General features: G+C 66.7%; 27 protein-coding genes. 14 read left to right on the plus strand and 13 right to left on the minus strand.

Features of this window, described 5'->3' with window-relative positions; all coding sequences use genetic code 11:
• Positions 1 to 25 precede the first annotated feature (25 nt).
• From AC2T4A_RS03270 to AC2T4A_RS03290, 5 genes are all read left to right on the plus strand, one after another.
• Positions 26 to 1621, plus strand: a complete 1596-nt coding sequence (locus AC2T4A_RS03270) for a GMC family oxidoreductase (protein ID WP_486742714.1) — start codon at positions 26 to 28, stop codon at positions 1619 to 1621.
• A gap of 10 nt (positions 1622 to 1631) precedes the next feature.
• Positions 1632 to 3041, plus strand: a complete 1410-nt coding sequence (locus tag AC2T4A_RS03275; protein ID WP_416743728.1) for an aldehyde dehydrogenase family protein — start codon at positions 1632 to 1634, stop codon at positions 3039 to 3041.
• A 262-nt stretch (positions 3042 to 3303) separates the two neighbouring features.
• Positions 3304 to 4494 (plus strand): MFS transporter, encoded by a 1191-nt coding sequence (locus tag AC2T4A_RS03280; RefSeq protein WP_486742715.1) that lies wholly within the window; start codon positions 3304 to 3306, stop codon positions 4492 to 4494.
• A gap of 232 nt (positions 4495 to 4726) precedes the next feature.
• On the plus strand, positions 4727 to 4981 hold the full coding sequence (locus AC2T4A_RS03285) for a type II toxin-antitoxin system HicA family toxin (RefSeq protein WP_486742716.1): 255 nt from the start codon (positions 4727 to 4729) through the stop codon (positions 4979 to 4981).
• On the plus strand, positions 4978 to 5322 hold the full coding sequence (locus AC2T4A_RS03290; protein ID WP_416743731.1) for a type II toxin-antitoxin system HicB family antitoxin: 345 nt from the start codon (positions 4978 to 4980) through the stop codon (positions 5320 to 5322). The genes AC2T4A_RS03285 and AC2T4A_RS03290 overlap by 4 nt, the downstream gene beginning before the upstream one ends.
• Positions 5323 to 5452: 130 nt before the next feature.
• Here the strand turns inward: AC2T4A_RS03290 and AC2T4A_RS03295 are convergent, their stop codons facing one another.
• Positions 5453 to 6184, minus strand: coding sequence for a class II aldolase/adducin family protein (locus AC2T4A_RS03295; RefSeq protein ID WP_416743732.1), 732 nt, complete (start codon positions 6182 to 6184; stop codon positions 5453 to 5455).
• A 340-nt stretch (positions 6185 to 6524) separates the two neighbouring features.
• Here AC2T4A_RS03295 and AC2T4A_RS03300 point away from each other — a divergent pair, with 340 nt between their 5' ends.
• From AC2T4A_RS03300 to AC2T4A_RS03330, 7 genes are all read left to right on the plus strand, one after another.
• Positions 6525 to 7679 (plus strand): LLM class flavin-dependent oxidoreductase, encoded by a 1155-nt coding sequence (locus AC2T4A_RS03300; protein WP_486742717.1) that lies wholly within the window; start codon positions 6525 to 6527, stop codon positions 7677 to 7679.
• 17 nt (positions 7680 to 7696) lie between these two features.
• Positions 7697 to 8752, plus strand: coding sequence for an ABC transporter substrate-binding protein (locus AC2T4A_RS03305; protein WP_416743733.1), 1056 nt, complete (start codon positions 7697 to 7699; stop codon positions 8750 to 8752).
• An 84-nt stretch (positions 8753 to 8836) separates the two neighbouring features.
• Entirely contained in the window at positions 8837 to 9892 is a 1056-nt protein-coding gene (locus tag AC2T4A_RS03310) for an ABC transporter substrate-binding protein (RefSeq protein WP_416743735.1), read from the plus strand.
• Entirely contained in the window at positions 9879 to 11093 is a 1215-nt protein-coding gene (locus tag AC2T4A_RS03315) for an MFS transporter (protein WP_416743736.1), read from the plus strand. Before AC2T4A_RS03310 ends, AC2T4A_RS03315 begins: the two co-directional genes overlap by 14 nt.
• The gene (locus tag AC2T4A_RS03320) at positions 11094 to 11855 is read left to right on the plus strand and encodes an ABC transporter permease (protein ID WP_416743738.1); all 762 of its coding nucleotides are present in this window, start codon (positions 11094 to 11096) and stop codon (positions 11853 to 11855) included.
• A complete protein-coding gene (locus AC2T4A_RS03325; protein WP_486742719.1) occupies positions 11852 to 12613 on the plus strand; it encodes an ABC transporter permease in 762 nt (253 codons plus the stop codon). The genes AC2T4A_RS03320 and AC2T4A_RS03325 overlap by 4 nt, the downstream gene beginning before the upstream one ends.
• 26 nt (positions 12614 to 12639) lie before the next feature.
• On the plus strand, positions 12640 to 13434 hold the full coding sequence (locus AC2T4A_RS03330) for an ABC transporter ATP-binding protein (RefSeq protein ID WP_486743642.1): 795 nt from the start codon (positions 12640 to 12642) through the stop codon (positions 13432 to 13434).
• A 256-nt stretch (positions 13435 to 13690) separates the two neighbouring features.
• Here the strand turns inward: AC2T4A_RS03330 and AC2T4A_RS03335 are convergent, their stop codons facing one another.
• Positions 13691 to 15328: a SulP family inorganic anion transporter gene (locus AC2T4A_RS03335; protein ID WP_486742720.1), complete on the minus strand. Its 1638-nt coding sequence runs from the start codon at positions 15326 to 15328 to the stop codon at positions 13691 to 13693.
• Between the two features lie 473 nt (positions 15329 to 15801).
• Between AC2T4A_RS03335 and AC2T4A_RS03340 the strand changes: the two genes are divergently transcribed.
• Positions 15802 to 16173, plus strand: coding sequence for an SMR family transporter (locus AC2T4A_RS03340; protein ID WP_416743746.1), 372 nt, complete (start codon positions 15802 to 15804; stop codon positions 16171 to 16173).
• Positions 16167 to 16496, plus strand: coding sequence for a multidrug/spermidine efflux SMR transporter subunit MdtI (gene mdtI, locus AC2T4A_RS03345; protein ID WP_017521322.1), 330 nt, complete (start codon positions 16167 to 16169; stop codon positions 16494 to 16496). The genes AC2T4A_RS03340 and mdtI overlap by 7 nt, the downstream gene beginning before the upstream one ends.
• A gap of 159 nt (positions 16497 to 16655) precedes the next feature.
• Here the strand turns inward: mdtI and AC2T4A_RS03350 are convergent, their stop codons facing one another.
• From AC2T4A_RS03350 to flgC, 11 genes are all read right to left on the minus strand, one after another.
• Entirely contained in the window at positions 16656 to 17702 is a 1047-nt protein-coding gene (locus tag AC2T4A_RS03350; RefSeq protein WP_486742721.1) for a hypothetical protein, read from the minus strand.
• A 142-nt stretch (positions 17703 to 17844) separates the two neighbouring features.
• Complete coding sequence (gene flgL, locus AC2T4A_RS03355) at positions 17845 to 18759, minus strand: flagellar hook-associated protein FlgL (RefSeq protein ID WP_416743749.1); 915 nt, start codon at positions 18757 to 18759, stop codon at positions 17845 to 17847.
• Positions 18760 to 18781: 22 nt separating this feature from the next.
• Positions 18782 to 20149 carry a flagellar hook-associated protein FlgK gene (gene flgK / locus AC2T4A_RS03360; RefSeq protein WP_486742722.1) on the minus strand — a complete coding sequence of 456 codons (1368 nt, stop codon included), beginning with the start codon at positions 20147 to 20149 and terminating at the stop codon, positions 18782 to 18784.
• Complete coding sequence (locus AC2T4A_RS03365; RefSeq protein WP_486742723.1) at positions 20146 to 21186, minus strand: transglycosylase SLT domain-containing protein; 1041 nt, start codon at positions 21184 to 21186, stop codon at positions 20146 to 20148. The genes flgK and AC2T4A_RS03365 overlap by 4 nt, the downstream gene beginning before the upstream one ends.
• Positions 21186 to 22289 (minus strand): flagellar basal body P-ring protein FlgI, encoded by a 1104-nt coding sequence (locus tag AC2T4A_RS03370; RefSeq protein WP_416743755.1) that lies wholly within the window; start codon positions 22287 to 22289, stop codon positions 21186 to 21188. The genes AC2T4A_RS03365 and AC2T4A_RS03370 overlap by 1 nt, the downstream gene beginning before the upstream one ends.
• A 15-nt stretch (positions 22290 to 22304) precedes the next feature.
• On the minus strand, positions 22305 to 22967 hold the full coding sequence (flgH, locus tag AC2T4A_RS03375) for a flagellar basal body L-ring protein FlgH (RefSeq protein WP_045213279.1): 663 nt from the start codon (positions 22965 to 22967) through the stop codon (positions 22305 to 22307).
• 2 nt (positions 22968 to 22969) lie between these two features.
• On the minus strand, positions 22970 to 23755 hold the full coding sequence (flgG, locus tag AC2T4A_RS03380; RefSeq protein ID WP_413348415.1) for a flagellar basal-body rod protein FlgG: 786 nt from the start codon (positions 23753 to 23755) through the stop codon (positions 22970 to 22972).
• 27 nt (positions 23756 to 23782) lie between these two features.
• Positions 23783 to 24511, minus strand: coding sequence for a flagellar basal body rod protein FlgF (locus AC2T4A_RS03385; protein ID WP_138213237.1), 729 nt, complete (start codon positions 24509 to 24511; stop codon positions 23783 to 23785).
• A gap of 9 nt (positions 24512 to 24520) precedes the next feature.
• Positions 24521 to 25708 (minus strand): flagellar hook protein FlgE, encoded by a 1188-nt coding sequence (gene flgE, locus AC2T4A_RS03390; protein WP_486742724.1) that lies wholly within the window; start codon positions 25706 to 25708, stop codon positions 24521 to 24523.
• Between the two features lie 35 nt (positions 25709 to 25743).
• On the minus strand, positions 25744 to 26415 hold the full coding sequence (locus AC2T4A_RS03395) for a flagellar hook capping FlgD N-terminal domain-containing protein (RefSeq protein ID WP_486742725.1): 672 nt from the start codon (positions 26413 to 26415) through the stop codon (positions 25744 to 25746).
• Positions 26415 to 26843, minus strand: coding sequence for a flagellar basal body rod protein FlgC (gene flgC, locus AC2T4A_RS03400; RefSeq protein ID WP_416743762.1), 429 nt, complete (start codon positions 26841 to 26843; stop codon positions 26415 to 26417). The genes AC2T4A_RS03395 and flgC overlap by 1 nt, the downstream gene beginning before the upstream one ends.
• Positions 26844 to 26847: the final 4 nt, after the last annotated feature.

Consider the following 26847-nt stretch of genomic DNA (forward strand, 5'->3'; position numbering starts at 1 on the left):
CGGGAGCGCCGGGTCGGGAGGCGACATGACCACTCCTCGCTACGACCACATCATCGTCGGCGGCGGCAGCGCAGGCAGCGTTCTCGCCGGGCGCCTTTCCGCCGATCCGCAGCGCCGCGTCCTGCTCATCGAGGCCGGCCCGGACACCCCGCCGCACGCCACGCCGGCGGAAATCCTCGACGGCCACAATCCCTTCCGCCTGCGCCTGGAGCTGCGCGAGCGCTACTTCTGGCCGGACCTGAGCGTCCGCCATGGCGCGCAGCCCGAAGGTGTGGAGCGCCCCGAACGCTACCTCGAACAGGCCCGCGTGCTCGGTGGTGGCTCCAGTGTCAACGTGCTGGTGGCCAACCGCGGCCTGCCGCGCGACTACGACCAGTGGGCCGAACTGGGCGCCGAAGGCTGGGGCTGGGACGACGTGCTGCCGTACTTCCGCAAGCTTGAGCGCGACACCGATTACGCCGGCCCACTGCACGGGCACGACGGACCGATCCCGATCAACCGCGTCTCCAGCCGCGACTGGACGCCCTTCACCCGCTCCGTGGTCTCGGCACTGCAAGCCGAAGGCCTGCGCGACATCGGCGACCAGAACGGCGTGTTCGACGACGGCTACTTCGCCCCGGCGGTAAACCTGGAGCATGGCCAGCGCGTGTCCGCTGCCCGTGGCTACCTCGACGAAGCGGTGCGCGCACGGCCCAACCTGACGCTGTGGACCGGCAGCCAGGTGCTCGGCCTGCTGCGTGAAGGCACGCGTATCACTGGCGTCGAACTGCTGCGCGATGGCGAGCGCGTCGCTGTGGAAGCCGGCGAAGTCATCCTCGCCGCCGGTGCGCTGCAATCGCCAGCCTTCCTGCTGCGTAGCGGCATCGGCCCGGCCAGCCAGTTGCAGGAGCTGGGCATCGAGGTGATCGCCGACCGCCCCGGCGTTGGTGGCAATCTGTGGGAGCACAGCTCGCTCGGCACCCTGGCTACCCTGGGCGATGCCGCGCGCTCGGATGCCGTGCTGGCGCGGCCCGGCACGTCTCACCAACTGGGTATCCGGGTGTCCTCGGGCGTCGATCCGGACACCCCCTCGGACCTCTACCTGGCCATCGGCGCAGACGCCGAGCGCGGCGTCGCTCACGCGCTGTTCTGGATCAACAAGCCCAGCTCCAGCGGCCGCTTGAGCCTGCGCGACCGCGACCCGGCGAGCCCGCCGCAAGTCGATTTCAACCTGCTATCCGACCCGCGCGACCTGCAACGCGCACGCGTGGCGCTACGCATCATCCAGCGCCTGTTCAAGCACCCGGTCCTGGCGCGCTACGACCTGCAACTGGCGCTCACCCCATTCGCCGTGCCTCAGCCCGGCGGGCCGAAACTGGAGGCCCTGCTGGCCGACGACGCGGCGCTGGACGCCTACCTGCGCCGCCACATCGGCGGCGTCTGGCATCCCAGCGGCACCTGCCGCATCGGCGCTGCCGATGACCCGCAGGCCGTGGTCGATAGCGCCGGTCGCGTCCATGGCGTCGAGGGCCTGCGCGTTGCCGACGCGTCGATCATCCCGGTGATCCCCACCGCCAACACCAACCTGCCGACCCTGATGCTCGCCGAGAAGATCGCCGATGCCATCCTGGGCGGTGCCTGAGGAACTCGCCATGTCACGCTATGAACTGCTGATCGATGGTCGCCTCCAGGCGGCCGAGCACTATGACCGGGTGATCGACCCGGCCAGCGAAGCACTCGTCGGCGAAGCCGCCCGCGCCAGCCGGGAGCAGGTCGACGCGGCGGTGGACGCCGCGCACCGGGCCTTCCCGGCCTGGGCCGCCGATCTGGACGCACGCCGCCATAGCCTGGCCCTCGCTGCCCAACGCGTGCGCGAGAACGCCCAGGCGCTGGCCGAGCTGATTACCCGCGAGCAGGGTCGCCCGCTGCGCTCGACGCTGGAGGAAGTGGCCGGCGTCGCCGCCACCTTCGAACACCACGCGCACCTCGAGCTGCCCGCCGACACGTCACTGCGCGACGACGGCGAGCGCCTGGTGCGCATCACCCGCAAACCCCTGGGTGTGGTCGCCGCGATCACCCCATGGAACGTCCCGCTGATCCTGCTGGTGCTGAAGATCGCGCCCGCCCTGCACGCCGGCAATACCCTGGTGGCCAAGCCCTCTGAGCACACGCCGCTGTCCACTCTGCTGCTGGCGCAACTGCTGGGTGATGTGTTCCCTGCCGGCGTGCTCAACGTGATCGCCGGTGCCGGCGAAGTCGGCGAACATCTGGTGCGCCATCCGCGAGTGCGCCACGTCACCTTCACCGGCAGCGTCACCACCGGCAAGCGCCTGTATGCCGGCGCGGCGGACGACCTGAAACGCCTGACCCTGGAGCTGGGTGGCAACGATGCAGCGCTGGTGCTGGAAGACGCCGACCTCGACGCCATCGTCGAACCAGTGTTCTGGGGCGCCTTCTGGAACAGCGGCCAGGTGTGCTTTGCGATCAAGCGCCTGTACGTGCATGAAAGCCTGTTCGAGCCCCTGCTGGCGAAACTCGCCGAGCGCGCCCAGCACACCCGCCTCGGGCATGGGCTCGACCCGCAGACGGAACTGGGGCCGCTGACCAACGCGCAGCAACTGGAACGGGTCATCGCCCTGGTGGAAGACGCCAAGGCACACGGCGCGCAAATCCACAGTGGCGGCGTACGGCCCGAAGGGCCCGGCTACTTCTACCCGCCGACCCTGGTCAGCGGCGTGGCGGCCGGCGTCGCGCTGGTGGACGAGGAACAGTTCGGCCCGGTGTTGCCGGTGATCTCCTTCCGCAACGAAGAGGACGCCATTGCCCAGGCCAACGCCAGCCACTACGGCCTCGGCGCCTCGGTGTGGACCCGCGACCTGGCGCGCGGCGAAGCCATTGCGGCGCAGCTGGAGGCGGGCCTGGCCTGGGTCAACCAGCACGGCCACATCCAGCCCGGCGCGCCCAAGGGCGGGCACAAGTGGAGCGGGCTCGGCTACGAAGGCGGGCAACGCGGTTATGAGGCCTTCAGCGAACTCCAGGTCCTGAATATTTCGCGGCGCTGAGGCGCTTCAAAAGCCCCTCTCCCTAACCCTCTCCCGCACGCGGGAGAGGGGACCGTTCGGCGCAGGATGGAACGACCGCGTCAGCCGGCACGAACTGCTCCCTCTCCCGGAGGGAGAGGACCGTTCGGCGCTGGATGAAACGACCGCGACAGCCGGCACGGACTGCTCCCTCTCCAGAGGGAGAGGGCTGGGGTGAGGGGAACGCGCCTGCACAGGCCCCACAAATAGTCATTCCAACCAAACCCTTGAAGAGGATTCCCCGATGCGTGCCGGAAGCTGGCCCTCGATCCTGCTCACCCTCGCCTTCGCTGTGATCATCGCAGCGTGCCACGGCAAGACCATCCTGCTGGTCGCCGACATCGCCAACGCTTTCTCGGTCAGCCCCTCGCGGGCCAGCTGGGTCGTGTCGGCGGTGGCGGTAGTCGCCGCCCTCGCCTCTCCCCTGGTAAACTGGATCGTGGCGCGGGTCGGCGAGCGCCGCGCCATCGTCTTCGGCCTGCTGCTGGCGGCGGCATGCAGCTACCTGGCGAGCCGCAGCGAAGACTTCACTACCCTGATTGCCCTGCGCGTCATCGAAGGCGCCGGTTACATCAGCGTGGTGCTCGCCGCACTCGCTCTGCTGGTACACACCACCGAAGGCCGCCGCCGCACCACAGCGCTGGCGTTCTGGTCGGTAGCCTCGCCGCTGGGCGGCGCCATCGCGATCTTCGCCGTGGCGCCCTATGTCGGCGGCCAGCATGGCGAGTGGCGCAACGCCTTCAGCGGTCATGCCCTGGTACTACTGGCCCTGCTGCTGGCGACCCCGCTGCTGCCATCGGTGAACCTGGCGACCCGCAGTGAACGCCATTCCCTGCGCCAGACCTTCCGCCTCTATGCCGACCCGTCCGTGCTGCGCCTGGCGCTGGCGGTGGGCGCGCCGCTGACCGTGGCGCTGGGCCTGGTGACCATCACCCCGGACTACTTTATCCACAGCCTGGGCGTGGCACCGTCGACCATCGGCGTGATCTCCACCATCGGCATCCTCTCCAGCGTGCTGGCCGGGTTGCTCGCCGGCTTTGTGCTCAACCTGCGCTTCTTCGGCCCGCTGGCCGTGGTCGGCGGCGCGCTGATCGGGGTGGTGTTGGAGGTCCTGGTATTCATCCCCGGCATCGCGGCGTCCACCGCCATCGTGGCGAAGATCGTCCAGGGCTTCGTCGGCAGCTTCGTGGTCGCCTGGGTATTCACCAGCATCCCACGCATGAGCCGTGGCGGCGACGTGATGGGCGCCGGCGGCGTGGCCGAACAGGCGCTGTACCTGTCGATGTTCCTAGGCCCGGTGCTGCTGTTCCCGCTGTTCAGCCTCCCCTCGCGCCTGCCGTTCTTCGCGGTGCTGATCGTCGCCAGCCTGTTGCCGCTGTTCCTGCTGCCGCTGGGGCTGCGCTGGCGCGCGGCAGAGCCGCCGCTAGCCGCCTGACCGAATCGACACTTGCAGGGAACCTCACCATCGAGCTTTCCATCGAATGAGACGCGCCGGATAGGCCGTCGCGTGTAGGAGCGAGCTTGCTCGCGAACAAACCCCGCGGCGGGCTCGGTTCGCGAGCAAGAACTGGGCGCCCCCTCGCTCCTACAAAAGCATCCGAGGTGGCCGGCCCATCTCGAGGAAATGGCAACCACAGAGTGCTATCATATCTCGATAGCATTTCTGGATGCAGAACCGCCACCGCAAAACCCTCGCCATGATCTTCCGCACGCCAGCCAGTGCATCGATAGTCTTTACCGACATCGAAGCTCTGGTTCTGCATCTGGGCGGCACCGTGGAGGAGCGTGAAGGGTCACGGGTGAAATTGGTTCTGCATGGTCAGACCTGGCGCTGCCATCGCCCGCATCCGGGCAAGGAGGCCAAGCGTTACCAGGTCGAGGAAGCCCGCGAATTCCTGCGTCGGGCTGGAGTGGAAACATGAGCCGCATGACCTACAAGGGTTACACCGCCCGTATTGAATTCGACGATCGTGATGACCTCTTCGTTGGCCGCCTGCTGGGAGTGAACGACATCATCAGCTTCCATGCCGACAGCGTTGGTGGGCTCCATGCCGCCTTCCAGGATGCCGTTGAGGATTACCTGGTCGACTGTGCGGCGCGCGGTGTAGAACCGGAGAAGCCGGCGTCCGGCAAGATCATGCTGCGCATCCGCCCCGAGGTTCACGCCGCCGCCGCCATTGCGGCCAAGGCGTCCGGCAAGAGCCTGAACCAGTGGGCGGAGAGCGTTTTCGAGCGAGCCGTACGCAGACGCACCAGCAGTTGAGCGCACATGTGTAGGAGCGAGCTTGCTCGCGAACAAACCCTGCGGCGGACTCGGTTCGCGAGCAAGCTCGCTCCTACGAACAGCCAAAGAAAAGCCCTCGCAAGAGGGCTTTTTCAGTTCAGGCGAATACTCAGGCCGCCGCGCCCAGCAGCTTCTGGCCCTGCTCCCAGAGGCCGGTCATTTTCCATTGCTGCTCCAGCACGCCGGGGCCGAATTCCTGGGAGCCGCCGAGGCCTTCGGCGAGGCCCTGGAAGTAGGCGCCTTCCTCGATCAGCAGGATCAGCTTGGACGCCTTGATCAGGTCCTCGCCCCAGAAGGTCGCGCCGCCGTTGGCTTCGAGGATGGCCGGGGTATGCGGGTTCTCGGCAATGCGATCGAGGATGAACAGCGGCTCGGGCTGGCGGCGGTCGATGTAGATCGGCAGCTCACGGGCCAGGGTCACGCGCTGGGAAGCGGCATAGCGGATCGGCAACACGCGGTGGGCGCTGGCCCAGCCGCCGAGGTAGGGCGTGTGCACGTGGATCACCACGTTGATTTCCGGGCGCGCCTGGAAGATTGCCGCATAGCGCTTGCCGTTGCCGCCGGCGCCACGACCGCTGAGCGGGGTCGCTCCGGCGATGCTTTCGTCGAGGATCACCTCGCCGTCCCAGGTCGAGATCACGGCACGGATTTCCTGGTCGTCCGCCCACGGGTTGGGTGCATGGACGGCAATCACCTTGTCGCTGTCCGGCACTCGCACATAGGCCTGGTAGGTATTGGTGGCGGTGAGAGTGCGGCTTTCCTTGAGCACGCGGAAGGCCTTGGCGAAGTCACGGCGAACCTGTTCGAGCTGGTTGGCAAGTTGCGGATCGAGGGTGGACATGGAATGCCTCCTGGCAGTCGGGAATGGATGAACCGCGTGGCGGTGTTCCAGTGACTGAGCAGGACTTGTGCCATTAAAAAATACTCAACAAAATCAGCCATTTATGAACAACGCGAATGCGCATGAGGGCTGAAACGGTCTGAACGCTGCCGAAATTGCTGCCCGCCCAGCATCCCCTGCTGCCCCACTGCTGCTGTACAGACAAACGCCCTGCTGCTATCGCAGCACACTGTCCTGAAAGCCCCGCCCCGCCTGGCCTCCAGCCTTTGGGCACAGCCCTTGCTCAAGACCCTGCACGAGCAGCACGACGCTGCCCCCCGCAAAGCAAAGGAGCAAGCCCATGAGCACCGAATTCTTCTGGCGACTGCCGCTGGGCAGCGACGGTCCCTATCTCGCCTCGGACAAGAACAACCGCGGCAGCCACATCGAGCGCCCTGGCAACATCGCCCCGGGACGTCTGCCTAACGGTGAGCCGGACGGTTTCACCTACATCGACTACATCGCCCAGGTGGCCAAGGCCGCCGAGATCGCCGGCTTCGAAGGTGCGCTGCTGCCCACCGGGCCGGAGCCGTGGATCGCCGCCGCCGCGCTGGCCCGCGAAACCCGTCGGATCAAATTCCTCATCGCCTTCCAGGCCGCCTGGACCCTGCCGGCCTATGCCGCGCAGCAGGCGGCGATCCTCCAGCATCTGTCCCGCGGCCGCCTGGAGTGGAACATCATCACCGGCGGCAACCCCGCCAGCCAGCGCGCCAACGGCGACTTCCTCGAGCACGACAAGCGCTACCAGCGCACCGGCGAGTTCCTCGACATCATCGACGGCCTGTGGAAGAACGAGCAGTTCTCCTACCAGGGCGATATCTACCAACTGGAGAACGGCTCGCTGCCGATCGCGCTACGCAACGTGCGCAAACCCGGCGTGTACTTCTCCGGCTTCTCCGACCCGGCGCTGGACGTCGCGGCGAAACACGCCGACGTCTACCTGAACTGGGCCGAACCCATCGACAAGCTCAAGCCGCACCTGGAACGCGTGCGCGAGCTGGCCGACAAGCAGGGCCGTGAAATCCGCTTCGGCATCCGCATCGACCTGTTCGCACGCGAGACCGAAGAGGCCGCCTGGAGCGAGCTGCGCCGCCAGTACGAGCGCATCGACGCGCGCACCAGCGCCTTCATCAAGAACTTCGCCACCGGTTCGGACTCGGTCGGTGCCGCGCGGCAGACCGCCTACCACCAGAACGTCGAGCGCTTCGACGACCTGATCCTCGGCCCCAATCTCTGGGCCGGCTTCGGCAAGGCCAAGCCAGGCCCGACCATCGGTCTCGTCGGCAGCCACGAGAACGTCGCCGAGCGCCTCGCCGAGTACCGCGACGCCGGTTTCTCCACCTTCATCCTTGCCGGCAACCCGCACCTGGAAGAAGCCCTGCGCATCGGCCAGGAAGTCCTGCCGCTGGTACAGGGCAAACGCGCCGACGTCCACGAACTCAAGGCCCGCGCCTGACCCACAAGGAGCTGCACATGTCCCGTCCCCTCGATACCCTCTGGTACACCCGTTGCCCGGTCCCCACGGGCCTTGGCATCGCCGTGCAGAAAGGCTGGCTGGAAGAATCCCTGGCCGAGCAGGGCACGAAGATCCAGTCGCTGCGCGAGTCTGCCGACCAGGCGGTGCGCGAGTCGCACTTCGACCATACCCTGCAGAACTCGGTGCGCCACGGCGGTAACATCCCGGCCATCTGGGCCCGCGCCAGCGGCCGTGAGACCCGAGTGATCGGCCTGTCCTGGGCCGATGAAGCACAACTGATCCTGACCACCGCCGAGAGCGGCATCCGCAGCGTGCGCGACCTCAAGGGCCGGCGCTTCGGCCTGCCGGACTGGAGCGGCGCGCAGATCGACTTCACCCGCGCCCAGGCCATCCGCGGCCTGGAGAACGCCCTGCGCCTGGAAGGCCTTGAAGTGCGCGACCTGGAGCTGGTGGACTTCGGCCTGAAGGGCACCTTCAGCGATGAGGCGCCGGGCAACATCGTCGGCATCACCGGCCACGGCGGCAGCCGCCGACGCAGCCAGAACCCCGAACTGGTCGGCCTACTGCGTGGTGAAGTGGATGCGATCTTCCTCAAGGGCGCCCACGCCGTGCAGCTGGCGCAGCAATTCGGCCTGCACACGGTGATCGACACCGGCGCCCACCCCGAGCCGCTGATCCGCTCCAACAACGGTACTCCGCGCACCCTCAGCGTCGACCTCAACCTGCTGGAACAGCATCCCGACGCCGCCACCGCGATCCTCGCCTCGGTGCTGCGCGCCGAAGACTGGGCGCACCAGCACCCGGACGACACCCGCCGCTACCTGGCGCGGGAAACCAACAGCAGCGAATTCTGGGTCGCCACCGCCTATGGCGAAGACGCCCACCTGCGCCTGCGCACCAACCTGGACGAAGGCTCGATCCTCGCCCTGCAGGACTTCACCGACTTCCTGCAGCGCTGGAACTTCATCCCGGCGCGCTTCGACGTGCGCGAGTGGATCGACCCGCGCCCGCTGGAAGCCCTGCGCAGCCGCCTGGCACAGAAGACTGGCTGATCAACGTCACGAGGGCGATTCCCTCTGTTTCCCGACCTGGCCCCCGCGCGACGGCGCGGGGGCTTTCACCCCTGACGGACACCCATGAGCACACCGCTGGAAACCCTCTGGTACACCCACAGTCCCGTTCCCACGGGCCTCGGCATCGCCGTCGAATCCGGGCGCCTGGCCCAGGCCTTCCGCCCCTTCGGCACGCGCATCCAGTCACTGCGCGAGTCATCCGAGCGCGAGGTGCGCGAGGCGCACTTCGACCATCACCTGCCCTACTCCGTCCGCCACGGCGGCAACATCCCGGCCATCTGGGCGCGCGCCAGCGGCGCGCGTACGCGGGTGGTCGGGCTGTCGTGGAGCGACGAGGTGCAGCTCATCGTCAGCGCCCCGGACAGCGGCGTGCGCAGTATCCGCGACCTGCGCCACCGGCGCTTCGGCCTGCCGAAGTGGGCCAACGTGCAGATCGACTTCACCCGCGCCCAGTCCCTGCGCGGCCTGGAAAACGCCCTGCGGCTGGAAGGCCTTGAGGTGCGCGACGTCGAGCTGGTGGACTACCCCTACGGCGGCACCTTCAGCGACGATCCGGTACGCCACGTATTCGGCGCCCAGGTGGCGCTCAAGGGCAACCGCGTGGTGCAGCGCAACAACGAGCTGATCGGCCTGCTGCGCGGCGACATCGACGCGATCTTCCTCAAGGGCGCCCACGGCCTGCAGCTGGCCCATGAGTTCGGCCTGCACGTGGTGATGGATGTCGGCTCGCACCCCGAGCCGCTGGTGCGCTCCAACATCGGCACGCCACGCACCCTGACCGTCGACCAGCAACTGCTGGACGAGCACTTCGACGCCGCCGTGCTGGTGCTCGATACCGTATTGCGCGCCGAACAATGGGCCTGGGCACACCCCGAAGAAACCCGTCGCTTCCTCGCCCGCGAGCTGAACACCAGCGAGTTCTGGGTCGCCAGCGCCTACGGTGAGGACGCGCACCTGCGCCTGCAGACCAACCTCGCCGAGCGCTCGATCAACGCGCTACGCGATCTCACCGCGTTCCTCCAGCGCTGGGAATTCATCGGCGACAACTTCAGCGTCGACGACTGGATCGACCCGCGCCCGCTGGAAGCCCTGCTGGGGAAGATCGATGTCGCCATCTGACGTGCGCGAAAGGCCCGGCGCCTTCCTGCTCAACTTCATGCTGCTGGCGGCTTTCAGCGGCGCCACCATCGGCATGGCGAAGATCGTCACCACGCTCTACGCCATCAGCATCGGTGCCAACGCCATGCAGATCGGCATCATCTCGGCCATGGAAGCCCTCGGCATGGTGATCCTCACCCTGCCCGCCGGCTTCGTCATCGCCCGCTTCGGTGCGCGCCGGGTGTACTTTCTCGCCAGCCTCGGGCCGATGCTGCTGAACCTGGCCATCCCGCTGTTCGGCGGCTGGCTGTGGCTGGCCTTCGCGCGGCTGCTGATCGGCCTGTGCATCCCCTTCCGCATCGTCGCCATGAACAGCGCCTTCCTGCGTCAGCTCAAGCGCATCGGCAACGACAAGGCCGGCTGGTACCGCGGCTCCCTGACCCTGGGCATGGGCCTGCTCGGGCCGCTGCTGGGCAACTGGTTGAGCGGCGCGGCAAGCTTCACCTGGGGCTTTGCCGCCATCGGCCTGTGCTTTGGCCTGATGGCCTTCTACAGCCTCGGCTTCTGGGAAGGCGAGGCGCCCAGCGAAGACGTACCCGTCGCTGCCGCCACCGGTGGATTGCTGCAACAGGTCGGCGCCATGCTGGCCAACGTCGAGATCGCCGAGAGTTGCCTGATCGAGCTGCTCAGTGCCGCCACCAGCGCGCTGTTCGGCACCTTCATCCTGCTGCTGGCGATGGAAGTCGCCGGCCTCTCGCAAGGCCAGGCGGTGAGCCTGGTGATGATCCAGGGCCTGGCCTCGGTGCTCGGGCTGTTCGGCTTCGGCTACCTGATCGAACGCAGCGGCCGGCGCCTGGCCTACATCGGCAGCCTTTGCGCGGCACTACTCGCCCTGCTGCTGCTCGGCAGCGCGCACAACTACTGGCTGCTGGCCCTGGGCGGCGTGCTGCTCAGCGCGGCGGCGGCGCTGATCCACCTGGTGAACATGGCCCAGCTGGGCGAGCACGCCATGGACAAGAGCAAGATTTCCGGGCTGTTCAACCTCGCCTCGATGTCCGGCAGCTTTTCCGGCGCGTTGCTGGGCGGAGCGATCAGCCACTTCGTCGGCTTGGGCAACCTGTTCCTCTGCTGGATCCCCCTGGTGCTGCTGGCCGCGCTGTTCTGCTGGCAACGCAAGCTGCGCCGGCAAACCACCGAGCCATTGCTTGGACAGGAGGGCTGAATGCTCAACCACACCTTTGATCGTCTGAGCTGGTTCGCTTCGCCGCTGCTCCTGCTGCTGGCCTGGTTCGTCGCCGCGCGCGCCGGCTGGTTCCCGCCACAGTTGCTGGTGCCGCCGGCGGAAGTCTGGGCCAGCTTCAAGGACCTGCTGGCCAGCGGCGAACTGCGCGAGCACGTGCTCAACAGCCTGTCGCGCCTGGCCATCGGCTTCTCCATCGGCGCCGTCGGCGGGCTGGTCTTCGGTACCGCAATGGCCTTGTCGAAAACCGTGGAGGTTTATTGCGCGCCACTGTTCCACACCCTGCGCCAAGTGCCATCGATTGCGCTGATCCCGATGTTCATCCTGTTCTTCGGCGTGGAAGAAACCTTCAAGATCCTGATCGTCACCAAGGCCGCCTTCTTTCCCGTGGCGCTGGCCGCCAGCGAAGGCGTGAAGGGCATTCCGCGCGGCTACTTCGAGGTCGCCAGCGTGTACCGCCTGCCGCTGTGGAGCCTGCTGCGCGACGTCGCCTTCCCCGCCGCCGCGCCGCCCATCGTCACCGGCCTGCGCATCAGCCTGAGCCGCGCCTGGATGGTGCTGGTGGCCGCCGAGTTGCTCGCCGCCGACAGCGGCCTGGGGCAGATGATCGAGCTGAGCCGACAGATGCTGCGCATCGACATCGTGATGGTCGGGGTGATCGTCACCGGCGCCATCGGCTTCATTCTCGATTTCGCCTTCCGCCTGCTGGAGAAGCGCCTGCTGCGCTGGAGACCGACGCCATGATCCGCCACCTCAAATCACTGCGTGGCCTGGTGCTGCCGGCCCTGCTGATCGCCGCCTGGCATTGGCAATCGCAACAGGGCGCCAGCGCCGCCTATGCCTTCGTGCCGCTGGAGCGCATCGGTGCAGGCTTCGCCGAACTGATCCGCACCGGCGAGCTGTGGCGGAGTGTCGCCGCCAGCCTGCAACGCACCAGCCTGGGGCTGCTGCTGGGCGTATTCGCCGGTTTCGCGCTGGGCGCCGGCATGGCCTTGTCGAAGCCGCTGGAGCGGCTGTTCGCGCCGCTGTACCACACGATCCGCCAGGTGCCGATCCTCGGCCTGATCCCGCTGATCGCCCTGTGGTTCGGCAGCGGCGAGCCGTCCAAGGTGCTGATCGTCAGCCTGGCCGCCTTCTATCCGATGACGTTGAATGCCTTCGAGGGCTTCCGCGACGTGGAAAAGCGCTACCGCGAAGTCGGCCGTCTTTACGCCTTCGGCCCCTGGCAACAGTTTCGCGACGTATTGCTGCCCGGTGCCCTGCCCAGCCTGAGCAACGGCGTGCTGCATGCGCTGGCCTTCGCCTGGGTCAGCTCGGTGGGCTGCGAGCTGTTCCTCTCCACCGGCATGGGCCTGGGCAACCTGATGATGAACGCCGAGACCGGCTCGCGCATGGAGATCGTGGTGATCGGCGTGCTCAGCATCGGCCTGCTCGGCTATGCCATGAACCAGCTATTCGCCCGTCTCAGTCGTCACCTGCTGCGCTGGCGCAACCTGCGCTGACCCTTATTGCCATGAGTGCCTCGATCATGAATGCGATCCTCGATCCCGCCATACTTCCGGCCCAGCAGGCGCAACACGGCGCGCTGGCCATCCAGGGCCTGAGCAAGGCCTATTCCATCGACGGCCGCAGCCTGCCGGTACTGGAGAACATTTCCCTCGACGTACGCCCCGGCGAATTCGTCAGCATCGTCGGCGCCAGCGGCTGCGGAAAATCCTCGCTGCTGCGGCTGATCGTCGGGCTGGAGAACGACTACAGCGGGCGCATCCTGCTTGACGGCCAGACGGTCACCGGCACCAGCCTGGAGCGCGGCATCGTGTTTCAGGACCACCGCCTGTTCCCCTGGAAGACCGTGGAAGAGAACGTCGCCCTGGCGCTGAAGCAGCAGAAACTCAGCCGCGCCGAGAAGCGCGAGCTCGTGGCCGATCACCTGGAACTGGTGGGCCTGATTGGCTTCGAGCAGGCCTATCCGCACCAGCTCTCCGGTGGCATGGCGCAGCGCGCCGCCATCGCCCGTGCGCTGATCACCCGGCCCAAGGTATTGCTGCTGGACGAACCCTTCGGCGCCCTCGACGCCCTCACCCGCGTGCGCCTGCAGCACGAGCTGCAACGCATCTGGGTGCAGCAGCGCAGCACCATGATCATGGTCACCCATGACGTGGAAGAGGCGCTGTACCTGGGCGACCGGGTGATCGTCATGGACGCGCGGCCGGGGCGGATCTGCCACGAAGTGCGGGTCGATCTGCCGCATCCGCGCGAGCGTGGGGAGCCGGTGCTGACGAAGCTCAAGGAAGAACTGCTGGCGGAGCTGATGCAGGGCTGAACCTGACGTAGGAGCGGACTTCGTCCGCGATGGGTCCGCATCGCGCCGGATATCGATCGCGGACGAAGTCCGCTCCTACGCGATCTGTCAGCTCGCAGCTATGGCTTGCCCTCTCCCTAACCCTCTCCCTGAAGGGAGAGGGGACTGTTCGGTTTCAAGCGAAACTCCGGGCACGCCGGTAACGCCGATCTGCTCCCTCTCCCTTCAGGGAGAGGGCTGGGGAGAGGGTGCCAAACCAACGCACCCAACCCGCCCGTTACCCCTCCGCACCCGCCGCCAGCGCCGCCGGGAAATCCGGGTGATACCCCGCGCCAATCTCCTCCAGCACGCCGGCCTTGCGCAGCTTGCCGAGCACTCGCGCATTGGCCTCGCACAGGCGCACCTCGATGCCCCGCCGCTGTAGTTGTTCAATCACTTCCTGCAGGGTCTGCAGGCCGGTGATATCCATGAACGGCACATGGCGCAGGCGGATGATCAGCACCTTCGGGTCGGTGTGGGTCTTGGCCAGCGCGCGCTCGAAGGTTTCCGCCGCGCCGAAGAACAGCGGCCCCTCGATGCTGTACACCAGCACCCCCGGCGGCAGGTCGCCCAGGCCACGGCCGCGCAGCTCCACGTCCAGCTCCGGGCCGTCGTCGGCATGCACTTCCACCGAGGACGCCATGCGCCGCAGGAAGTGCAGCATGGCGAGGATCACGCCGATGTTCACCGCGATCACCAGATCGCTGAACACCGTGAGCAGGAAGGTCACCAGCAGGATGGCCACGTCGGCGCGCGGCGCACGCTTGAGCATGAACAGGAAGTGCCGCGCCTCGCTCATGTTCCAGGCCACCACGAAAAGGATCGCCGCCAGCGCGCAGAGCGGAATGTTCGACGCCAGCGGCGCGAGGAACAGCAGGATCAGCACCAGGGTCGCGGCATGGGTGACGCCGGCCAGCGGGCTGTTGCCGCCGTTGCGGATGTTGGTCGCGGTGCGGGCGATGGCACCCGTGGCGGCGATGCCGCCGAACAGCGGGGTGACCAGGTTGGCGATGCCCTGGCCGATCAGTTCCTGGTTGGAGTCGTGACGGGTGCCGGCCATGCCGTCGGCGACCACCGCCGAGAGCAGCGACTCGATGGCGCCGAGCATGGCGATGGCGAACGCCGGACCGATCAGTTCCAGCACACGCGGCAGGGTCACTTCCGGGAGACTGAAGCTGGGCAGCCCCTGCGGGATTCCGCCAAAGGCGCTGCCGATGGTGGCCACGCCGTCGAAATGGAACAGCGACTGGATCGCCGTCACCACCACCATCGCCACCAGCGGGCCGGGCACCCGGCGCAGCGCGGCGATGCGCGGGGTGAACAGCACCAGCGCCAGGCTCAGCAGCGCCAGCAGGGTCGTCGCGAGGTGCAGTTGCGGCAAGGCCTGGATCAGGTGCCAGAGCTTCTGGTGGAAGTGCTCGCCGGTGACGGCGGGAAGGCCGAAGAAGTCCTTCCACTGGCCGACCCAGATGATCACCCCGATACCCGCGGTGAAGCCGACGATCACCGGCGCGGGGATGAAGCGAATGATGCTGCCCAGGCGACTGACTCCCAGCAGCACGAGTATCGCCCCGGCCATCAGCGTGGCGATCTGCAGGCCGTCCACGCCGTACTTGGCGGTAACCCCGGCGAGGATGACGATGAAGGCGCCGGTCGGCCCGGCAATCTGCACGCGGCTGCCGCCCAACAGCGAGACCAGGGCGCCGGCGAAGATCGCCGTGTAGATGCCCTGCTCGGGCTTCACCCCGCTGGCGATGGCGAAGGCCATGGCCAGCGGCAGGGCGACCACCCCGACGATGACGCCCGCCACCAGGTTGCGCGTCCAGTGCTCACGGCCGAACAGTCCGGCCTTCCAGGCTTCTCGCAGGGCGATCATCACAGTCTCCGACGGGATATCGATGCTGGATGCTAGCAGGCCGGAGCGGAAAACGGCCTGGCGCAGGTCATGACTGTGGCGCGCTGTCGCAGGCGAAACAGGGTGAACAAAATATTGCACAACCCTGACAGCGCGCGGCTTCCAGCAGGCTTGTGAAACGCCGGAATATGGGCCTTAAACCCCACAACACAGGCAGTCGATTTGCCAGGCGACCTGAAATTTGGCACAATATGTTCATTATGTTGAACATCAAAGCTCTACCTCTTCTCACTTCCCGCCTGGTTTCGCGCGAGCGTCACTGGACCGGCGACCTCTAGCTCCTCCCTTCGGCAACCACCTTCTGGTGGCGCCAAGCGTGGCAAACACTCAAAGGTGATTGCCGCCCGAGTCGGCGCCGCCGAACCCGAACCGAAAACCGCCGCAAGGATGCTCTTAGCGAGACTGCGCGCGGCTGCCCGTGGGAGGGCTTTACCATGCGTTCCTGGATCTATCTGTTTGCCGCCATCGGCTTTGAAGTCGTTGGCACCACCTCGATGAAATTCACCCACACGCTGTTCCCGATTGCCGGGCTGCTGCTGATGTACCTGATGATCGGCCTGTCGTACTACTTCCTGTCGCTGGCCATCAAGCGCGTGCCGGTCGGCGTGGCCTACGCCCTGTGGGAAGGCATCGGCATCGTGCTGATCACTCTGGTCAGCGCCTTCTTCCTCGGCGAGCACCTGAGCCTGGACAAGGCCCTGGGCCTGGCCGTGATGATTGCCGGCATCCTGCTGGTGAAGTCCGGTACCCGTACCGGCAAGCGTGAAGAGAGCCGTGAACTGACTGGGGAGGCCGTGACATGCTGAACCATGACCTGATTCCGATGGCCTGGCTGGGCCTGGCCATCGTCCTGGAAGTGATCGCCAACCTGCTGCTGAAGTACTCCGACGGCTTCCGCAAGCGCTTGATCGGCGTGGCCTCGATCCTTTGCGTACTGGGTGCGTTCACCGCGCTGGCGCAGGCGGTACGCGGCATCGAACTGTCGGTGGCCTACGCCATCTGGGGCGGCTTCGGCATCCTCGCCACCGTTGCCATGGGCTGGGCCCTGTTTGGCCAGCGCCTGGTGTGGCGCGGCTGGGTCGGCCTGGCGATGCTGGTGCTGGGCATGGGCCTGCTGAAGCTGGCGTGATTGCGGAAGTGAAATGAAAAAAGGCGGAGCTGGGCTCCGCCTTTTTTTGTCTTGAAGCAGGTGCCGGGCGGTTCGCGAGCAAGCTCGCTCCTACAGGTTGGCCACGGTTTGCTCTTCGTAGGAGCGAGCTTGCTCGCGAACAGCCCTGGCGCCGGCGTATCAGGCCAGCAGGCTCACCACCGCAAACCGGCTGAGATTGGCCTGCGCCACCACCGACTGCGCCGCCGCGCTGTAATGCGTGGCGCTGCGCCCCATGCGGTCGAGCATGGAGGCGGCAAAGTGGTGCGCCCACTCGCGCTCATCCTCGCTGGCGTGGCGGTCGAGAAAATCGCGGATGTCGTCCTGGCGATGACGCAGCTGGTCGCGCAGACCGCCGATGCGATCCAGCGCCGAGACGACCGAGTCGAGCAACTGACGCTGCTCGCGGAAGGCATCGGTCCTGATCTCGGTGGGGAACGCCAGGAGCCCTTCTTCCTGGCTTTTCAGCCGGGTGTTCTTGCCCTTGGCGAACAGTTTGCCCTCGCCCTGCACCGCCAGTTGGCCCTTGAGCTGCTGCCAGTCGGCCTCGGGCGCGGAGAACTTCAACGCGCCATCGCTATCAAGCTCAGCGCGGATGCCGGCCTGGCCCAGTGTGGCGTTGAAGCGACGCAGCACCTGCTCGGTGCTCATGCCATCGTCCAGCACCACCGCGGCCGGCTCGGCGAGCTGGCGCCCGGCGCTGAACAGCAGGGTTTCCTTGCCCGAACGCTGGATGTCCTGCACCGATTCCAGGCCTTCCAGGCTGAAGCGGCTGCGTACCGGTTCGTTGAGGCGCAGGCGGAAGTTCGCGTCGAGGCTGCCGTCCGAACGCTGGGCGCGCTGCTCCAGCAGTTCGTTGACCTGCCGGGTGGCCTGGCGCACGCCTTCGCGGTCCTGCGATTGCGGTGCGCTGAGTTCGCGGCTGAGGTTGAGCTTGAGGCCGCCGAGGCGATCCTGCAGGTCGCCCAGGTAGCTGTCCGCCGATTGCATGGAGGACAACTGCTGGTTGAGCTGCAGGTTGAAGCTGCCGCTCTTCTGCGCGCCGCGCGCCATCTGTGCAGCGTTCTCGCCTTTTTCCTCGCCTTTGCGCAGGGCGTTCTGCCGCTCTCCGGTGGGGGGCAGGATGACGTCGCGGCGGGCGCTGGGATCGAAGACGGCAGCGGCCGGCAGTTGCTTGATGACCTTCATGGTGACCTCTGCACCGGATGTACCTCCACCCGGCACTGGGGGCCGGGCGGAGGCGGGATAAAAAGTAGGGGAACCGGACGGTGCGCCGCCGATTGGCGTCCAGACCTCCTTGCGGTGCGGCCCGGCTCCCCTACGAAGAAACTTACAGGCGGCTGAACAGCGACAGGTCGTTGAGCTTCAGGTAGGTCTTCTGCGTCGCCTGCAGGGCCAGCTGGTAGGTGTTCAGGTCAATGCTCGCGCCGGCATAGTCCAGCTGCGACAGCTCGCCGTTGATCTTCTGGTTCACCAGCGAGACCTCCTCGTTGCTCGAGTTGAGCATGGTCAGGGTGTTCTGCCGGCCGCCCAGCTCGGTGATGGCGCCGAGCACGCCGTCGTGACCGCTGTCGAGGCTGTCGATGGTCGCGGCGATCTGCGCGTGCACCGCAGGATCAGTGACATCCAGCGCCGGGTCCTTGAGCATCTTCACCGTGGCATGCAGCTGGTTGAGGAAGTCCATGTTGCTACCGAACACGCCCAGCGCGGTGACGTTCTCTTCCACCTGCACGCCGTTGGCCACGGCGGCCTGGCGCGACTTGTCGTTGCCGGTGGCGACGTAGGTGTCGGTCAGCGGTTCGTAGGTCACTGCGGCGGTGTCGCTCAGGGTGCCGGAGAACAGGTAGCGGCCTTCCTCGTCGCGCACGTTGACGAAACTGACGATGGTCTTCTCGATGTTCTCCAGCTCCCCGGCCATGGCGTTGAGATCGCCGCCAGTGTTGGAGCCGTTGGCCGCCCAGAGCAGCAGGTCGCGCACGTTGAGCATCGCGTCGGAGGTCGCCTGCAGGTTGGTTTCCTGGGTCGACAGGTTGCCCGAGACATTGCCGATGTTGGTGCGGTATTGCGCCAGGCTCGCTTCCTCGCGCTGGATGCGCAGCATGCGCACGCTGGCGATGGGGTCGTCGGAAGGCTGGAGGATGCGCTGCCCGCTGGACATCTGCTGCATCAGCTTGCCCAGGGCCGCCGAATTGCTGTTCATCGAGCCGCCCATCAGCGCGGTGATCTGTGCGTTGGTAATGCGCATGGTGCTTTCCTTAGCCAGGGACCTAGAAGGCCGCGAGCATCGAGTCGAACAGCTCCTTGGCGGTGCTGATGACTTTCATGTTGGCCTGGTAGGCCTGCTGGTAGGTGATCAGGTTGACCGCCTCTTCATCCAGGCTCACCGCGCTGACGCTATCGCGGCTGGCCTGCGCCTGGCTGGCCACGGTGGTGGCGGTCTTCTGGTCGGCCTGGTTCTGCCGGCTGGCGCTGGCCACCTTGCCGAGCAGGCCGGCGAAGGCGTCGTTGAGTGTCACCTGGCTGCCGGAGAGGGTGATCGACTGGCCCTTTAGATCGAGCAGCTTCAGCAGGTTGACGTTGTTGCCGGATTCGCCCGCAGTGTCCGACAGCGCCAGTTCCTCAGGCTTGAGCTCGTTCACGCTGAGCATCGCCGTGGTGCTGCCGGCGTTGTAGGTGAGCAGCGCCTGGCCGGGGTTGCCGTTGAGGTCGAAACCATTGGCCAGGGTGTCGTTGACCATCTCCGCGAACTGCCCGGCCATCTCGTGCAGAGCGGTCTGGTTGGGCCGCAGGGTGTCGTACTCGGTGTCGTACAGCGCACCGAGGGAACCACCCATGCCGTCCTGGGCCAGCGGGAAGCTGGTGCCGGCAAAGGTCAGCGCAATTGCCTGCTCGCCGCTGGCGGTGCGGCTGATCGCCAACTGCCCGGCGGAGTTGCCGGCCACCAGCGGCTGGCCGTTGGCGAGGGAGACGGTGAGCGAGCCGTCGGCCACTTCGTTGACGCGGATCGAGGCGTACTTGGAGAGGTCCTGCACCAGGCTTTCGCGGTGATCGCGCAGCGCCGTGGTGTCGCCGCCGGACGAACCGACCTCGACGATCTGCTTGTTCAGCGCAGCAAGGTTGGACGTCAGGCCGTTGATTTCGCCGACCATGGAACCACGCTGCTCCTGCAGGGCGCGCAGCTGGCTGTCGATGTTGCCGGAGAGGCCGTTGAAGCGCTGGGCAAGGTTCTTCGTCTCGTTGACGATCTGCTGGCGCAGGGCGACCGAGCCCGGTGTGGCGGTGGCCTCGCTGAGCGCGGCGAAGAAGTTGTCCAGGCCGACGCTGATGCTCGAGCCTTCGCCGCCCATCAGGCCTTCCAGCGCGGACAGGTACTGCTGGCCGCTGTCGTAATAGCTCTGCTCGGTGGTGGCGCGCCACAGCTGCTGGTTCTGGAAGTCGTTGGCCATGCGCCGGATGCTGGTCACCGTCACGCCGCCGCCGACGTTCAGGCCACCCTCGCCGGCCAGCGAGGCGAGCACCGGGCTCAGCCGGCTGAAGCCGGGGGTGTTGGCGTTGGCCACGTTCTGGCCGGAGGTGGCCAGGGCAATCTGCGCCGCGCGCAGGCCGCTGTAGCCGATCTGGCTCAACATACTCAAGAGGCATTCTCCTTCGACTCGAGGCGGATCGGCTGGGCAAACGCCGCCGAGGCCGGTCGGGAAACAAATTCGGGCTGTTGTCCCTGATAGGCGACGGAATCAGCGTGGCGCTTAAATCCTTCCTGCGGCGCGTGCTTCAGGCCGCTCTCCGGCGATAGGCCGCTGCCGGGCATCCGTGCTGGCGCCTGGGCCTCGCGCACCCGACGGAGCACGCCGAGGGTGTAGTCGCGGGTTTCGTCGTAGGGAATGCTGCGTACCCAGTCGGCCATGCCGATCTGCCCGCTGCGCGGGTCGCCATTGCTCTTCAGCCACTCGTCCACCTTGCCGGGGCCGGCGTTGTAGGCGGCCAGGGCGAGCACGTGCTGGCCGTCGTAGCGGTCGAGCATCTTGCCCAGGTAGGCGCTGCCCAGGGCCTTGTTGTAGGCCGGGTCGCTGGTCAGGCGCTGCTCGTCGTAGGGCAGGCCAAGCTCGCCAGCCACTTCGCGGGCGGTGTCGGGCATCAGCTGCATCAGCCCGCGCGCGCCCTTGGGCGAGACGGCGGAGGCATCACCGCCGGATTCCTGGCCGATGACGCTGTCCACCAGGGTGCGGAAACCGGCGCTGCCCTGCTGCCAGGCATGGGCGAGGCGATCGACGCCGCGCTGCCAGCTATCCACCAGCGGGTTGCGACTGGACACCGAGGGACGGCGCAAGGCTTCACCCTCATCGGCGAGGGCAACCGGTTGCGAGGTGTCGGTGGGTTCGCTGGAAAGCTGGCGCACCAGCAGGTCGGCAATGCCGGTCTGCTTGCGCGAGGCCAGGTGCTCGGCCAGCGCCTCGTCGTAGAATTCGCGCATCGTATCGAGGTCGCGACTGCGCAGCGGGCTGCCGGCGGACAGCACGTCGCCAGCCTTGCGCATCTGCTTGAGGATCTGCTGCAGGAACATCGCCTCGAACTGCTCAGAGGCCGCCTGCAACTGCTCGCGGCGCACCTGCTCAGGCGACTCGCCCGGCTGGCCGTTGGGAACGATAGGGCGATTGAGCGAGGTGATGCTCATCAGATGACCACCAGCTCGGCATTCAGTGCGCCGGCCTGCTCCAACGCCTGGAGGATGCTCATCACGTCGTCCGGCGTGGCGCCCAGGCTGTTCACCGTGTTGATGATGCTTTCCAGGCTGGTGCCCTCGGGCCACTTGAACATCGGTTTCTTGTCCTGGCTGACCGACACGTCCGACTGCGGCGTGACCGCCGTGGTGCCGTTGGAGAAGGCCCCCGGTTGGCTGACCTGGGGGTTCTCGCTGATGGTCACGGTGAGCGTGCCGTGGGCCACTGCGGCGGCTTTCACGCGCACGCCCTGGCCAACCACCACGGTGCCGGTGCGGCTGTTGAACACCACCTTGGGTCGGGTGCGGCCTTCCTGCACGTCCATGCCTTCGAGCATGGCCATGAAGCTGGTGCGCTGGGCCAGGCTGACCGGAGCGCGCACCGACACCTTGGTGCCGTCCAGCGCGGTGGCGGTGCCGGAACCGAAGCGCTGGTTGACCGCGTTCATCACCTGGGTGGCGGTCTGGAAGCTCGGCTTGCGCACATTGAGCATCACGTCCGGGCGCTGGGTGAAATCGCTGGGAATCATTCGCTCGATGGTCGCGCCGTTGGGAATCAGGCCGCTGTTGGCGCTGTTGATCGACACGCTGGAGCCGCTCTGGCCCTGGGCATGCAGGCCGCCGACGACAAGATTGCCCTGGGCCAGTGCATAGACCTCGCCATCCACGCCCTGCAACGGCGTCATCAGCAGCAGGCCGCCGCGCAGGCTCTTGGCGTCGCCCAGCGAGGACACCGTGACGTCGATGGTCTGCCCGGCGCTATAGGACGGCGGCACACTGGCGGTGACGCTCACCGCGGCGACGTTCTTCAGCTTCGGGTCGACGTTCGGCGGCAGGTTCACGCCGAACTGCTTGAGCATGTTGGCCACCGACTGGTTGGTGAACTTCACCTGGTTCTTGTCGCCGGTGCCGTCCAGGCCGACCACCAGGCCGTAGCCGATCAGCTGGTTCTCGCGCACGCCTTCGATGTCCACGAGGTCGAGCAGCGGGATGGCCAGCGCCTCGGCCTGCCAGAACAGGCAGGCCGTCGCCAGCAGGCGGGAAAGAGTTCTACGCATGGTGGGCTCGCCTGCTTACATCGGGAACAGCGGATGGGTGAAGAAGCGCGTCAGCCAGCCGGCCGAATTGCTGTCGTTGAGCACGCCGCGCCCGGCGTAGGAAATCTTCGCGTTGGCGACGTTCTGCGAGGACACCTGGTTGGAACGGTTGATGTCGTCGATACGCACCAGCCCGGTAAGGCGGATGAACTCGTCGCCCTGGTTCAGGCGCAGGGATTTCTCGCCCTTCACCAGCAGCACGCCGCCGGGCAGCACCTTGTGCACGGTCACGGCGATGGAGCCAGTCAGGGTGTTCTGCTGCGAGCTTTTTGCCGAGCCGTCGAAGTCACGGTTGGCCGTGGCGGAGGTTTCCAGGCCGCCGTATTCCTTGGTCAGGATGGTCGGCACCGGCACGTCCAGGCTGGATTTCTTGCCGAAGCTGGTGCCGGCGCTCTTGCTCGACTGGGTGGATTCGCTGAGCACCACGGTGACGATGTCGCCGACGCCGATGGCGCGCTTGTCGCGCAGCAGCGAACCGCCGTAGCCGGAACGGAACAGGCCGCCACTGGTGGTCGGCGGCTGGCTGTAGTCCAGCTCCGGGGGCTGGTAGGTCGAGGAGTCCTCGTCCGGCAGCATCTCCTCGAAGCTCTGGCAGCCGGCGAGCAGCGCCAGGGCGAGCAGCAGGGCAAGGCGCGTCATCGTCAGACCGTCTGGTTGAGGAACTGCTGCATGCCCGACGCGGCGTCGAGCACCTTGGCGTTGGCTTCGTAGGCGCGCTGGATGGCGATCATGTTCACCATCGCTTCCACCACCTGTACGTTGGAGCCTTCCAGTACGCCCTGCTTCAAGGTGCCGAGGCCTTCCTCGCCCGGCGTGCCTTCCTGCGGCTCGCCACTGGCGGCGGTTTCCTTGTAGAGGTTGCCGCCGAGGGCTTCCAGACCCGCCGGGTTGGTGAAGCTGACCAGGGTGATCTGGCCCAGCTCGGTGGGCAGAGTCTCGCCCGGCAGCACGGCGGTGACGATGCCGTCACTGCCCACGGTGAAGCGGCTGGCGCCGGCCGGCACTTCGATGTTCGGCGTCAGCGGCAGGCCCTGGGCGTTGACCACGATGCCTTCGTTGTTCAGTTGCAGCTGGCCGTTCTCGGTGTAGTAGGTGTCGCCGTTGGGCGCCTCGACCTGGAAGAAGCCGCTGCCGACGATGGCCAGGTCCATCGGTTGCCCGGTGGTCTGCATGCTGCCTTCGGTGAATACCTTCTGTGTGCCGACGACGCGCACGCCGCTGCCCAGCTGGATGCCCGAAGGCACGGTGTTGACCTGGTCAGCCTGGGCGCCGGGTTGCAGTTGCACCTGGTAGAACAGGTCCTCGAAGACCGCACGGTCGCTCTTGAAGCCGACGGTGTTGACGTTGGCCAGGTTGTTGGCCACGGTGGACATCGCGGTGTCCTGTGCCGCCAGGCCGGTCTTGCTGACCCAAAGTGCCGAACTCATGTTGTGCTCCTGTCTGCGCGCCGCGCGTTAGCCGCCACGGATCATGCGGTCGCCGGCCTCGGCGAGATCCGAGGCGGCCTTCATCATCTTCACCTGGGTTTCGAACCGCCGGTTCAGGCTCATGGTCCCCACCAGCTGGTCGATGGCCGAGACGTTGCTCTGCTCCAGGTGCCCGGAGACCAGGCGCACATCCTCGCTGGCGGCGACGTTCTGGCCGTCCTTGCTCACCAGCAGGCCCTGGGCGTTCTTCACCAGCGACGCAGCCGGGGCGTCGACCAATTTGAGGCGATCGACGTCGGTCATCATGAAATCGCCGCGCGGCATGACCGAGATGGTGCCGTCGCTGCCGATGGCGATGGCGTCGTATTCGGGCAGGGTGATCGGGCCGCCTTCGCCGAGCACGGCGCGGCCGTTGATCATCAGCTGGCGGTCGGCGTCGATCTCCAGGTTGCCCTGGCGCGTGTACGCCTCGCCGTTGCCACTCTGCACGGCGAGCAGCCCGGCGCCCTGGATGGCAACGTCGAGGTCGCGCCCGGTGGCCATCAGGGTGCCGGCGCTCATGTCCACGCCGCTGCTCTCGATGCGCGCGAGGTGGCGACTGTCGTAGCCGGCGCCGCTCACGTCCACGGCCGTGGCGTGTTCCAGGTCGGCGCGAAAGCCGGGGGTGTTGACGTTGGCGAGGTTGTTCGCGCGCACGTCCAGCGCCGCCATGCTGCGGCTGGCGGCGGTCATTGCGGTGTAGCCGAGGCGATCCATGACGAGTCCTTAGATGGCCGAGAACAGGACCTGGGTGAGTTCCTTGTCGGTGGTCATCACCTTGGTGTTCGCCTGGTAGTTGCGCTGGCCTTCCATGAGGCCCACCAGTTGCTGGGTGATGTCGACGTTGGAACCTTCCAGATTGCCGGCCGAGAGCGAGCCGAACTGGCCGATGCCGGGCACGCCGATCAGCGGGGCGCCGGACGCGGAGGTCTCGGTCCAGGCGGTGCCGCTCTGGTTCTGCAGACCGCCGGTGTTGACGAAGTTCGCCAGCGCGACCTGGCCCTGCAGCATGCGCTGGCCATTGCTGTAGTTGACGTAGACCTTGCCGTCGTTCTCCACCGCGATACCGGTCTGCTCGCCGGCGGCGTAACCGGTGGTGCGGTTGGTGGTGACGACGAAGTCCGAGCCGTACTGGCTGGTGCCGGTGTAGTCCAGGGCGATGTTCATCGGATCGACGCCCGGCAGGGTGAAGCTCACCGGCACGGAAGCGATCGGCGAGGACAGCGAGCCGTCCGGGGCGAAAGTCAGCGACTGGGTGGCGCCGACGGCGTTGCCGTCCACTGCGTAGTGCGCGTCCCAGGTGTTGGTGCCGGTCAGCACGAAGTACTGGGTCAGGGTATGTTCCTTGCCCTGGGAGTCGTAGATCTTGCTGGTGTAGGTGGAGTTGTAGGTCTCCACCTTCTGCGGGTCGAACGGCGCGACGGCCGGCACCTTCTCGTTGGAATCGAGGTTGGCGACGAACTCCAGCTTGTCGGTGGCCTTGGCCGGCAGGTTGGCGGTCTTCACCTGCAGGTCGGAGACAGTGCCCACCAGCAGGTTGCCGGCAGCATCGGTCGGATAGCCCTGCAGGCGCTGGCCGGTGGCGTTGATCAGGAAGTTGGCGTTGTCCTGGCTGAACACGCCGGCGCGGGTGTACTGGGTGTCACCGTTGCCGCTCTTGACCACGAAGAAGCCGCCGCCGGAGATGGCCAGGTCCAGTGCACGGTTGGTCGACACCAGCGAACCGCCCTGGCTGATGCTCTGCGTGGTGCCGGTGACTTCCACACCCATGCCCTTGGTGTCGGCATAAACGCTGCCGAACTCGGTGCGCGAGGACTTGAAACCGACGGTGCCGGAGTTGGCGATGTTGTTGCTGATGGTGTCCAGCTGCTGGGTGACGGCATTCAGGCCGGTCAGGGCGATGTTGAAGCTCATGGCGTTAGCTCATCCTAAGTGGGGGGAACAGGCGCTCAGGCGGCCTGGCCCTGACTGAATTCGACGATTTTGTAGAACGGCACCGAGCCTGCGCCCTCGACTTCCAGCACCGGGCCGTCGGCGCTGACACGGACGCTGTGCACCAGGCCGGAGACCTCGACGCCCGGCGTTTCGCCGCTCTCGGTCTTCACCGCGAGGCTGTACTTGCCGGGCTTCAGGCCCAGCGCTTGGGGGTCCACGGTGAAAGGCACGGCGCCGGCTTCCTGCGGGCCAAGGGTGATGTCGGTGCGCACGCCGTTGGCATCGGTGAGCTGCAGCACGGTGGTGGCCGAGGCGTGTTCCAGGGTGATCTGCCCGCTGACCTTGTCGCCGTCCAGCTGCAGGCTGTCGGCGCTGACCTTCACTTCCTGGCCGACCAGACCGGCAGCGGTAAGGGTCTGCAGGTTGTCCATCAGCACCAGGTTGTTCTGCTGCAGGGTGGTCATGTTCTGCATGCTCTTCACCTGCGCCATGGCCGAGTACTGATTGATGAACTCGGTACTGTCCACCGGCTTGGTCGGGTCCTGGTACTGCACCTGGGCGACCAGCAGGGTGATGAAGCTGTTCTCCATGTCGGTCAGCTCGCCGAGGTTGACCGCCTGCTTGGGTGCATCCGAAGACGCGCCATTGGTGCTGGTGCCGCTGGTGTCGTTGTTCACCGTGCTCATCAGGCATCTCCCAGTTTCAGCAGGCTGGACTGCATGCTCTTCACGCGGTTGAGCACTTCCACACCGGTCTCGAAGCTGCGAGTGGCGGACATCATGTCGGTCATTTCCTCGATCTCGTTGACGTCGGGGTAGTAGACGTAGCCGGTGGCGTCGGCCAGCGGACTGCCCGGTTCGTAGCGGCGTTGCGGCGAACGGCCCGAGGTCACCACGTCGAGTACCTGAACGTGGGCGCCGCCCATGCCGGCGCCGCGGGTGAGCTGGTCGTTCTCGTAGACGGCGGCGAACATCGGCTTGCGCGCCTGGTATACATCCTCGGGTTTGGCGGAAGCCGAGTCGGCGTTGGCCAGGTTGCTGGCCACGGTATTCAGGCGCACGGTCTGCGCGTTCATCGACGAGCCGGCGATGCGGTAGATGGAGTCGAATGCCATGGCG

This window comes from Pseudomonas sp. PVC-3-1 (genome assembly GCF_057444315.1).

What these genes read in the sequence shown, in the direction of transcription:
- AC2T4A_RS03270 (WP_486742714.1), top strand. Translation starts at nt 26, where the DNA reads ATGACCACTCCTCGCTACGACCACATCATCGTCGGCGGCGGCAGCGCA.
- AC2T4A_RS03275 (WP_416743728.1), top strand. Translation starts at nt 1,632, where the DNA reads ATGTCACGCTATGAACTGCTGATCGATGGTCGCCTCCAGGCGGCCGAG.
- AC2T4A_RS03280 (WP_486742715.1), top strand. Translation starts at nt 3,304, where the DNA reads ATGCGTGCCGGAAGCTGGCCCTCGATCCTGCTCACCCTCGCCTTCGCT.
- AC2T4A_RS03285 (WP_486742716.1), top strand. Translation starts at nt 4,727, where the DNA reads ATGCAGAACCGCCACCGCAAAACCCTCGCCATGATCTTCCGCACGCCA.
- AC2T4A_RS03290 (WP_416743731.1), top strand. Translation starts at nt 4,978, where the DNA reads ATGAGCCGCATGACCTACAAGGGTTACACCGCCCGTATTGAATTCGAC.
- AC2T4A_RS03295 (WP_416743732.1), bottom strand. Translation starts at nt 6,184, where the DNA reads ATGTCCACCCTCGATCCGCAACTTGCCAACCAGCTCGAACAGGTTCGC.
- AC2T4A_RS03300 (WP_486742717.1), top strand. Translation starts at nt 6,525, where the DNA reads ATGAGCACCGAATTCTTCTGGCGACTGCCGCTGGGCAGCGACGGTCCC.
- AC2T4A_RS03305 (WP_416743733.1), top strand. Translation starts at nt 7,697, where the DNA reads ATGTCCCGTCCCCTCGATACCCTCTGGTACACCCGTTGCCCGGTCCCC.
- AC2T4A_RS03310 (WP_416743735.1), top strand. Translation starts at nt 8,837, where the DNA reads ATGAGCACACCGCTGGAAACCCTCTGGTACACCCACAGTCCCGTTCCC.
- AC2T4A_RS03315 (WP_416743736.1), top strand. Translation starts at nt 9,879, where the DNA reads ATGTCGCCATCTGACGTGCGCGAAAGGCCCGGCGCCTTCCTGCTCAAC.
- AC2T4A_RS03320 (WP_416743738.1), top strand. Translation starts at nt 11,094, where the DNA reads ATGCTCAACCACACCTTTGATCGTCTGAGCTGGTTCGCTTCGCCGCTG.
- AC2T4A_RS03325 (WP_486742719.1), top strand. Translation starts at nt 11,852, where the DNA reads ATGATCCGCCACCTCAAATCACTGCGTGGCCTGGTGCTGCCGGCCCTG.
- AC2T4A_RS03330 (WP_486743642.1), top strand. Translation starts at nt 12,640, where the DNA reads ATGAATGCGATCCTCGATCCCGCCATACTTCCGGCCCAGCAGGCGCAA.
- AC2T4A_RS03335 (WP_486742720.1), bottom strand. Translation starts at nt 15,328, where the DNA reads ATGATCGCCCTGCGAGAAGCCTGGAAGGCCGGACTGTTCGGCCGTGAG.
- AC2T4A_RS03340 (WP_416743746.1), top strand. Translation starts at nt 15,802, where the DNA reads ATGCGTTCCTGGATCTATCTGTTTGCCGCCATCGGCTTTGAAGTCGTT.
- mdtI (WP_017521322.1), top strand. Translation starts at nt 16,167, where the DNA reads ATGCTGAACCATGACCTGATTCCGATGGCCTGGCTGGGCCTGGCCATC.
- AC2T4A_RS03350 (WP_486742721.1), bottom strand. Translation starts at nt 17,702, where the DNA reads ATGAAGGTCATCAAGCAACTGCCGGCCGCTGCCGTCTTCGATCCCAGC.
- flgL (WP_416743749.1), bottom strand. Translation starts at nt 18,759, where the DNA reads ATGCGCATTACCAACGCACAGATCACCGCGCTGATGGGCGGCTCGATG.
- AC2T4A_RS03365 (WP_486742723.1), bottom strand. Translation starts at nt 21,186, where the DNA reads ATGAGCATCACCTCGCTCAATCGCCCTATCGTTCCCAACGGCCAGCCG.
- AC2T4A_RS03370 (WP_416743755.1), bottom strand. Translation starts at nt 22,289, where the DNA reads ATGCGTAGAACTCTTTCCCGCCTGCTGGCGACGGCCTGCCTGTTCTGG.
- flgH (WP_045213279.1), bottom strand. Translation starts at nt 22,967, where the DNA reads ATGACGCGCCTTGCCCTGCTGCTCGCCCTGGCGCTGCTCGCCGGCTGC.
- flgG (WP_413348415.1), bottom strand. Translation starts at nt 23,755, where the DNA reads ATGAGTTCGGCACTTTGGGTCAGCAAGACCGGCCTGGCGGCACAGGAC.
- AC2T4A_RS03385 (WP_138213237.1), bottom strand. Translation starts at nt 24,511, where the DNA reads ATGGATCGCCTCGGCTACACCGCAATGACCGCCGCCAGCCGCAGCATG.
- flgE (WP_486742724.1), bottom strand. Translation starts at nt 25,708, where the DNA reads ATGAGCTTCAACATCGCCCTGACCGGCCTGAATGCCGTCACCCAGCAG.
- AC2T4A_RS03395 (WP_486742725.1), bottom strand. Translation starts at nt 26,415, where the DNA reads ATGAGCACGGTGAACAACGACACCAGCGGCACCAGCACCAATGGCGCG.
- flgC (WP_416743762.1), bottom strand. Translation starts at nt 26,843, where the DNA reads ATGGCATTCGACTCCATCTACCGCATCGCCGGCTCGTCGATGAACGCG.